The sequence below is a fragment of the Deltaproteobacteria bacterium genome, from assembly GCA_009929795.1.
Classification (GTDB): Bacteria; Desulfobacterota; Desulfovibrionia; order Desulfovibrionales; family Desulfomicrobiaceae; genus RZZR01.
Genome location: RZZR01000099.1, coordinates 1 through 8,779, shown reverse-complemented (window position 1 = coordinate 8,779; position 8,779 = coordinate 1). Strand labels below are relative to the sequence as shown.

The 8,779-nt window shown below is 55.5% G+C and carries 8 protein-coding genes; all 8 read left to right on the top strand.

From position 1 onward, the window contains the following. Positions 1-904, top strand: a 904-nt coding sequence (gene ilvC, locus EOM25_10310) for a ketol-acid reductoisomerase (protein ID NCC25571.1), incomplete at its 5' end; no start/stop codon positions are given. A 211-nt stretch (positions 905-1,115) separates the two neighbouring features. Further along, positions 1,116-3,317: a PAS domain S-box protein gene (locus EOM25_10305; protein ID NCC25570.1), complete on the top strand. Its 2,202-nt coding sequence runs from the start codon at positions 1,116-1,118 to the stop codon at positions 3,315-3,317. Positions 3,318-3,547: 230 nt separating this feature from the next. Beyond that, positions 3,548-3,988 (top strand): universal stress protein, encoded by a 441-nt coding sequence (locus EOM25_10300; protein ID NCC25569.1) that lies wholly within the window; start codon positions 3,548-3,550, stop codon positions 3,986-3,988. Positions 3,989-4,079: 91 nt separating this feature from the next. Next, positions 4,080-5,156, top strand: a complete 1,077-nt coding sequence (gene pilM / locus EOM25_10295) for a type IV pilus assembly protein PilM (protein NCC25568.1) — start codon at positions 4,080-4,082, stop codon at positions 5,154-5,156. Continuing rightward, on the top strand, positions 5,153-5,725 hold the full coding sequence (locus tag EOM25_10290) for a hypothetical protein (protein ID NCC25567.1): 573 nt from the start codon (positions 5,153-5,155) through the stop codon (positions 5,723-5,725). The genes pilM and EOM25_10290 overlap by 4 nt, the downstream gene beginning before the upstream one ends. Beyond that, complete coding sequence (locus tag EOM25_10285; protein ID NCC25566.1) at positions 5,718-6,344, top strand: hypothetical protein; 627 nt, start codon at positions 5,718-5,720, stop codon at positions 6,342-6,344. Before EOM25_10290 ends, EOM25_10285 begins: the two co-directional genes overlap by 8 nt. Continuing rightward, complete coding sequence (locus EOM25_10280) at positions 6,341-6,916, top strand: hypothetical protein (GenBank protein NCC25565.1); 576 nt, start codon at positions 6,341-6,343, stop codon at positions 6,914-6,916. Before EOM25_10285 ends, EOM25_10280 begins: the two co-directional genes overlap by 4 nt. Further along, positions 6,909-8,779, top strand: a 1,871-nt coding sequence (locus tag EOM25_10275) for a hypothetical protein (protein ID NCC25564.1), incomplete at its 3' end; no start/stop codon positions are given. The genes EOM25_10280 and EOM25_10275, both read left to right, overlap by 8 nt.

Here is an 8,779-nt window from a genome sequence, read left to right as displayed (position 1 = left end):
CGCCCACGCCCAGAACCTTCGCGATTCTGGCCTCAAGGTGGTCATCGGCCAGCGACCCGGCGGCCCCAATTTCGACAAGGCCGTGGAGGACGGATTCGAACCTATGAGCGCGGCCGAGGCCACGAAAATGGCCGACTGGATTCAGATCCTCATTCAGGATCAGCACCAGCCTTCGGTTTACAAGAATGAAATTCAGCCGAATCTGACGGCCGGAAAGGTGCTGGGCGTCAGCCACGGTTTCAATCTGCACTACAACCAGATCGTCCCGCCGAAGGATGTGGACGTGGTTCTGGTTGCTCCCAAGAGCCCCGGGCACATGGTTCGGCGCGAGTATGAGCGGGGCGGGGGTGTCCCCTGCCTGGTAGCGGTGCTCCAGGATGCCAGCGGTCAGGCCATGGCCAGGACTCTGGCCTATGCCAAGGGCATCGGCGGGACCCGCTCCGGTTCGCTGGAGACGACGATTCAGGAAGAGACCGAGACAGATTTGTTCGGCGAGCAGGCCGTGCTTTGTGGCGGCGTGAGTTCCCTCATTCGGGCCGGGTTCGAAACCCTGGTCCGGGCAGGGTACCAACCCGAGTTGGCCTATTTCGAGTGCATGCATGAGCTGAAACTCATCGTGGATCTCTTTTACGAGGGGGGCTACAAGCTCATGCATCATTCGGTGAGCGATACGGCCGAATATGGTGACTACGTTTCCGGGGACCGGGTCGTCGGACCGGAAAGCAAGGCTGCCATGCAGAAAGTCTTGGAGGAGATTCAGGACGGAACCTTTGCCCGCAACTGGATTCTGGAGAACCAGGCCGGATGTCCCTCGTTTCTGGCCATGCGCCGCAAGGCCCATGAGCACCAGATCGAGGAGGTTGGGGATAAACTCAGAGGAATGATGGCCTGGTTGAAGAAATAGATAAGATGAACGCCTGATTCAACGGCCCCCGCGGACATGTTCGCGGGGGCTTTTTTTTCTGCGGCCCGGGCAGCAGCCATTGCGTGTTTTTCCAGTCTTCAAAATGAGTGTATATTGCCTTGCGATTATTGACGTGGTAACCAATTAAAAATGTGTATTGTACATCGTGAGAGCATGGATCCGGACTTCCTGCCGTTCAGATTTTTTCGACATGGATGCGGAGGCGAACGAGATGGCCGAAGAGTGCATCAAGAATAATGGTTCCATCGCCCGTTCTCCGGATTGTCTGGATATCCTGGACAGCGCCGGAATCGGAATTTTGGCCATTGGGGACGATGGGCGCCCAATGTTCGTCAGCAGGGCCGTTGCCGACATGTATGGGTTCGCTTCTCCCGAGGAGATGATGGCGGAGATGACGGACATGCCGACCCAGGCCTTCGTCGATCCGTCCGAGCGGGAAGAGTTCATGCGGCTCCTGAGAAGCCGGGAGCATTTGGCAACCCGGACGTTTCGTCAGGTTCGGCGCGACGGAACCCTGTTCTGGGTCTCTCTGGCCATCAAATGTATCCTCCGAGATGACGGCCGGGTGAATCAGTATCACGGGGTGATTCGAGACATCACCGACCAACACCGGACCGAGGAGAAGCTCCGGGCCGGCGAAGACCGCTTCAGGCGGATTGCCGAGGGACTGACCGATTACCTGTACACGGTCAGGATCGTTGACGGCTATCCGGTGGAAACGACCCACGGTCCGGCTTGCGTGATTGTGACGGGCTACACCGCCGAGGAATTCGCCTCTGATCGCTACCTGTGGATCAAGATGGTCGTGCCCGAGGATCGGGAGAAGGTTCGGGACCAGGCCAAAAAGGCTCTGGCCGGGTACACGCCGCCTTCGTTGGAGCATCGGATCGTCCGCAAGGACGGACGGATTCGTTGGGTCAAAAATACAATGGTTCTAAATTTTGACGCACGCGGCAGAATCCAGTCCTATGATGGTCTGATCCGAGACATTTCCGAGCGCAAGGAGATGGAAACGGCATTGCGGGAGAGTGAATCCCGGGTCCGGTCCAAGCTTTTCGCCCTCATGTCCCCGGAAGGGGATCTCGCCGCCTTGGAATTAGAGGATATCCTCGACGTTCCTATCCTCCAGCGGCTTATGGACGATTTCTTCAATCTGACCAAGATCGGCAGTGCCGTAGTCGATCTTCGGGGCAAGGTTCTGGTATCCACGGGCTGGCAAGATATCTGTACCCGTTTTCACCGCGTAAATTCAGAGACACGGAAGCATTGTCTGGAGAGCGACACCATTCTTTCCGGGGGTGGGGACCCGGGCACATTCAAGCTCTACAAATGCAGAAATCACATGTGGGATATGGCCACGCCCATCGTCGTGGGCGACAGGCATCTGGGTAACCTCTTTCTGGGACAGTTTTTTTTCAACGACGAAGAGCCTGACATGGAGCTTTTTCTGGCTCAGGCTAGGCGGTACGGGTTTGACGAGCAAGCCTATGTCGAAGCTTTGAACCGGGCTCCCCGCTTCAGTCGGGAAACGGTTCATCGGGCCATGACCTTTTACACACGTCTGGCCAATCTAGTGTCATCGCTCAGCTTCGGGCATGTCAAGCTGGCCAGGGCCATGGTCGATCAGGCCAGAGCCGAGGAGGAGATTCGGAAGGTCAATGCCAGATTGGAGCAGGCTCTGGCCGAGAAGGACAAGTTCTTTTCCATCATTGCCCATGATCTCAGATCTCCGTTCATCGGGTTCTTGGCGCTGGTTCGACTGATGTCGGGAAAAATTACAGGGATCAGTTCCGAGGATATGCAGAAGCTCGTCGGCGACATCAAGGGGAATGCGGAGAACGTCTTCAGCCTTCTGGAAAATCTTCTTGAATGGGCCAGGATGCAACGAGGGTTCACAGCCTTCGACCCTCAACCATATTCCCTGGATGAACTGGTTCACGGGCCTCTTGAATTGGTTAGGCCGAGCGCCGAGCAAAAAGACATCTCATTGTACTGCGACATACCCAAAGATATCATTGTTTCCGTCGACAAGGCGATGATCAATACGGTGATCCGCAATTTTCTTTTCAATGCTGTCAAGTTTACCGGACGGGCCGGAAAGATTGAGGTGTCCGTTTTACATCAAGGCTCCAAGGTTGAGGTTTCGATCCAAGATACAGGCGTGGGCATGGATGACAAGACCATGGCCAGCCTTTTTTCTCTCGACCAGAAGTGTTCCCGAAGAGGAACCGAAGGAGAGCGGGGCACCGGTCTCGGTCTTGTTTTGTGCAAGGAATTCGTTGAAAAGCATGGGGGCAACATTTTGGTCAAGAGCGTTCCTGGGCAGGGAAGCACTTTTTCATTCACCCTTCCTTTGGTTGAAGAAGGGATGTGTAGCCCAATTTCAGCGTAAGAGGGTCCGTTCTAATTGGATATCGATTCGAGAATTTTTTTGGAGAAACGCCTTGAAGAGATTTTTTTTCATTTGTTAAAAAAATCCTTGTGATATGGACCTCTTTATGGCAAGAGTCGAAAAAATTTACGGACAATGAGATATTCTGGGTTGGTGACCCGGGAGCCTTTGGTCAAAAACATTAGTAACCAGGCCGTGTTCAAGCTACACACGAGAAGGAGTACCATGGGATGAAACAGATCAGGACCATACTCTGCACGGTGGATTTTTCCCAGAACAGCGCCCACGTGGCCTCGTATGCAGCCACTTTAGCCCAGGCTCTTGGAGCCAAAATCAAGGTCATGTATGTGGCTCCTTCGTTGACCCAGTATGTCGGTTTCCATGTTCCGCCGACCTCTATTGATTCTTTTGTCGGAGAGATTGTCAGCGGGGCAGAAAAAACCATGGATGCCTTTCTGGACGAGCATTTTCCAGGCAAGGAGGCCACGGGTGTGGTGGTGACCGGATATGCGGCGGAAGAGATACTCAACTACGTGGCGGAGAACGAGGTTGATCTGATTGTCATGGGTACCCACGGCCGCAAGGGCATAGATCGAATACTATTCGGTTCGGTTGCCGAAAAAGTAGTCAAGGCTGCCAAATGTCCGGTGATGACCATCCGCCCTGTTTGATTTTTTTTGAATCGTCGAGACTGCTCGCCCTGCAAGACTTCGAGTTTCAGTTTGACGAGCGGACGACCCTGATCCAATTCAGGTCGGGGCCATGGACAGTATCGGGAGAAGGTACAGCATGCTCTCTTTCCTGAAAAAAAAAGTTGCCTCATGCGCCTTGGATTATGGGACCAACGCGGTCAAAATGGTTCAGATCGAGCCGGGCAAGGTTCCCTCGTTGGTAAAGGTCGGCTCGGCATCCTGGACCGTTCAGGAGCAGGAAGACCGCAAGCAGGCCGGAGCCAGAGTCCGGGAACTGCTCGGGAGCCACGAGGTCAAGGACAAGGTCTTCATCTCATCCCTGCACGGTCACTCAGTGATCATCAAGCGAGTCTCCTTCACGGCCGACTCGGCCAAAAAACTTCCGGACATCGTCCAGAAGGAGGCCAAGCAATATATCCCCTTCGATATCAATGACGTCTATCTCGACTATGGAATCCTCTCGGTCAAGAACAAGACCGATTATGATCTTGTTTTAGTGGCCTGCAAACGGGTGGCTGTGGACAATCTGGAGCGGTTGGCGGAAGAGTCCGGAGCGGCCTTGGCTATCGTGGACGTGGACGCCTTCGCGTTGAGCAACTGTTACGAGTTCAATTACTACGAAGACTTGGACACCCCGGTTTATCTCCTTGATATCGGGGCCAGCCAGTCGGTCTTTTGCGCCTATCAGGATAGGCAGCCTTCGCTGGTCCGGGATGTGCCTTCGGGAGGAAACCGGGTCACCGAAGGAATTGCCAGGGGACTGAACATCAGGATGGCCGAAGCCGAACAGATCAAGATCAATGGGCCCGACGACTTTGACGACGAGTCCATTTCCACCACCCAGCGCGAGGTCCGCGATGCGGTTTCTGTCTGGGTAAGCGAGATTCGCAGGGCCATGATGGGCCACCAGCAGGCTGCGGGCGAGGCCGCTGAGACCATTTCAACCATGTACATTTCCGGCGGGGGAAGCCTGCTGCCAGGTCTGGCCGAGCATCTGTCCGAGGCCTTGGATTTGGAGGTTCGCCATCTCGATCCTTGGAGGAAGATCAAGGTCAACGAGGCTGCGTTCGACCCCGTTTTTTTGAAAGAAAACGGCCCGAAGTTTGTCGTCGCTACGGGCCTGGCCCTGAGGTCGGTCATCAAATGATTACCATCAACCTCCTTCCCAAGCAGAAACGGGCCAAGGCAGCCAATATTCAGAAGGAAGTCGCCCTATTTATCTTGATCCTTCTTTTCGCCTTGGCCTGCATGTTTTCGATCAGCCGATGGATGGCCGGGGAGATCAGAAATTTCGAGATGATGAAGGCCGAAAAGGAACGGATCAAGGCCGAACTTTTAGCCCAGGTCAAGCGGGTCAATGAGCTCGAGCGCCTGATCGCCTCGGTGAGTTCGAAGATCGACGCCATTCGAAGTATCCGCGAAGAACAGGGATTGTCGGTGCGATACATCGACGAAATCCTCGTCAGCATCCCGCAGTCCAAGATCTGGTTTGAGAGCTTCAGTCTATCTGTGGCTGGAGACATTCAGGTCAAGGGCGTGTCCTTGGATAATCAGGCCTTTGCCGATTTCGTGGACCGGCTCAGAAAGTCTCCCTATATCGCCCAGGTTCAGACCAAGGGGACATCCCGCAAAGAAATTCAAGGACTGGGACTGGTCCAATTCGACTGCCTGATCGTGGCCCGGAAGCCTCAGGCCGTGGAGGGCGGCAATGGATAAGGACCTCATCCTCAAGAAAATCGAATCACTGACACTTCTGCACAAGGCCCTGATCGTCGTCGGGTCCCTGATCGTCCTTGGTGGAGTGTACTGGTTCTTCTGGCTGAGTCCGGATCTGGACCGAATGGCATATTTGCGTAACGATGTAACTCGGCTCGACCAGGAAATCGCCGCCAACAGGGCCAAGATTAAGATTCTTCCGGAGCTGGAGGCCGAACTCTTTCGACGGGAGGCCGAGTTCGTCTGGGCCAAGACCTTGCTGCCCGAGGATACGCAGGCCCTTGAAGGTCTTTTGGCTTCTTTTGAGATTTTGGGCCGGGACGAAGGCGTGGAATTCCAGTCCTTTCAGCCCGGAGCCGAGGTCATGCATGATTTTTATGCCACTCGAAGCGTGAAGCTTGTGCTTCGGGGGTCATTCCACAACCTAATGCGATACTTCGATCGTCTGGCCCGCGTCGACCGACTGGTTCGGCTGGAGAGTATCAAGCTCACGCCGGGGCAGGGTAAGGACGGGGGTGTGAGTGTCGAACTCGGGGCCGATTGTCAGTTATCCGTGTATCGTGCCTTGACTTCGAAAGAATTGGAGGCCAAGGCCCAGCCCGTCAAGGGGAAGAAATGAACGCGAGGTTCGACAGTGGAGTGCGGTTCCGGCCCAGAAAGGTCGGAGTTATGTTTGCGATGGCCGTGATGGTTTCGTTCGTTTCCTTGTCGACTTGGGGATTGGCCCCGACCTGGGCTGAAGACGTTGTGAACGCTTTCGAAAGCCAGGAAGTTGCAGCCAAGGATGATCGGCCGGACTGGATCGATCCTCCGGCCTACAGGTATTCGGCGACCGGCAAGGAAGATCCCTTTGTCCCATTTCTTCGGCAGCAGGAGGAGGTGGCGGTCACACGTGATCCGGGTCGTCCCTTGACGCCTCTGGAGCAGGTCGAGGTCACCCAGTTGCGGGTGGTGGGAATCATGTGGAGGCCGGATGACGCCGCCGAGTCGGTGGCCATGGTCGAACTTCCTGACGGCAAGGGGTTCGTTCTCAGACAGGGCTTGAAGGTAGGCCGCAATGGTGGAGAAGTGACCTCCATCAGTCAGGAGGCGGTCGTTGTCCGGGAGGAGTATGTGGATATTTTCGGGAAACCACAGGTACGAGAGGTTCCCTTGAAATTGCGGGCGCAAACCGGAGGTGGCCATGGCTAGTGCCTCGGAATGGACCGGGTCGTCGAGACTCACCGAGATCGTTTGGATAATTCTGCTGGCTCTGATTCTGGGCTGGTTCGGCGGATGTGTGGAGAAGAAACGGGTATACAACGACGATGTCGATTTGCCTCCCTTGGTGGCCGAGACCGGAAATGAGATACCTGTCCAGACCATGAACCCCGGACCGGCATCGGCTTCAACGCTTGAAGATTCGGGTATTCCAGAGGACCCGCGACGAAAGTGCCTGGTTTTTGAGGATGGGGAGATGCTTTTCATTGAGGTACCGGTGGAACCCGGGGCAGAGGTTTCTCCGACCCTCAAGGGGCGGAACCTGACCCTAGCCTTTGACCGTTCGGTACCGTCTTTTGCCTTTCCCGCTCTTCCCGTGGGATGGGTTTTGGATCTTCAGGCGAAGAGCGAGTCCGGTCGGGATATGGTCGACGCATTGATCATCCGGCTGGGCAAAGATGTACAATTTTTGGTCGACCGCTCTACTCCGGACACGGTCCGAGTGACTTTGAAGGAGAGAAAGGACAGGGCTGAGGCGCGTGTTGCGACCTCCCGGTCGGTCAGGCTTGAGAATGTGGATTTTGCCCAGGACAAGGATGGGCACCTCGTGGTCTCCTTAGCAGCCGACGGGACTGTGGAGTACGAGCCGTTGCCAGGTCCGGAGGACAAGATCCGCCTTTTTCTCCCCGGACTTGAAGTTCCCGGAGATTTTCTCAAGCTCTACCGCCTGGAGAAGTTTTCGACCCAGGTCCGAACGGCAATGTTCCAGAATACGGAAAACGGAGCGGAGCTGGTCTTTACCGTCACCAGTCGAGTGCCCATGCACGTTGAGACGGGGCACGGGCAAAGTGTTTTCAAGTTTTTGACCACTTTTGAGACTCAGACCCTACAGACGGCCAAGCAGGAGGAAGGACAAGATGATGGCAAGGTTCAGCCCTTGTCGTCCGGGGCAGAGACGCCTGAACATGCCGAAGAATTGGAGGAGTTGACGGCCCTGTTTCCGGGCATGAAGCGTGAGTACACAGGTCAGAGGATTTCCATTGATCTTCAGAATGCTGACGTGGAGCACGTCCTGCGTTTGATCGGGGAGGTCAGCGGATACAACCTCATTCTCGATGACAACGTGAGCGGAAAGATTTCTCTGAAGCTCAAAGATATCCCTTGGGATCAGGCGCTGGATCTCGTGCTGTTGCAGCGGAATTTGGGCATGGTCAGGCGGGGGAACATCCTCCGGGTGACCACGGCCGAGAAACTTCAGGGTGAGCAGAAGCAGCTCCAGCAAGCCAGAGAGGCCGCCATTCAGGCCAAGGAGAGCCTTCAAAATCTCGTTCCCTTGAGGACCGAGTACATCCAGGTCAACTACACGACGTCCTCTGATCTCTCGGGCAAGGTCCGGGAGTTCCTCTCCCCCCGGGGCAAGGTCAGCCAAGATGCCCGGACCAATATGCTCATCGTTTCGGATACACCGGATGCCATACGCAATGTTCGGAGTGTGGTCGAGAAACTTGATCGGCCCGAGCGTCAGGTGATGATTGAGGCCCGGATAGTCTACGCGTCGGATGACTTTGTCCGCAGCCTGGGCCTGCAATGGGGAGGCACTTCTCCTCAAGGGGAGCTCAAGGAAAATCAGACGCGAACGACCATGAGCGTCACCGGGTTGCAACTTCCCGGGGATGTGTCCGGTTTTAACGTGTTCGGGAGTCTGGCCAGGTGGTCGGGCGGAGATTTCCTGCAACTCGATGCAAGGCTTCAGCTTGGCGAGACCAAGGGTGAGTCCAAGACTGTGTCTTCCCCCCGGGTGGTGACCCTGAACAACGAGCAGGCCAGCATTGAGCAAGGGACAAAGATCGCGGT

Bases quoted from the DNA above. Each gene is read 5' to 3' on its own strand.
- pilM (NCC25568.1), top strand. From the start codon at position 4,080: ATGGACAGTATCGGGAGAAGGTACAGCATGCTCTCTTTCCTGAAAAAA.
- EOM25_10285 (NCC25566.1), top strand. From the start codon at position 5,718: ATGGATAAGGACCTCATCCTCAAGAAAATCGAATCACTGACACTTCTG.
- EOM25_10290 (NCC25567.1), top strand. From the start codon at position 5,153: ATGATTACCATCAACCTCCTTCCCAAGCAGAAACGGGCCAAGGCAGCC.
- EOM25_10300 (NCC25569.1), top strand. From the start codon at position 3,548: ATGAAACAGATCAGGACCATACTCTGCACGGTGGATTTTTCCCAGAAC.
- EOM25_10305 (NCC25570.1), top strand. From the start codon at position 1,116: ATGGATGCGGAGGCGAACGAGATGGCCGAAGAGTGCATCAAGAATAAT.
- EOM25_10280 (NCC25565.1), top strand. From the start codon at position 6,341: ATGAACGCGAGGTTCGACAGTGGAGTGCGGTTCCGGCCCAGAAAGGTC.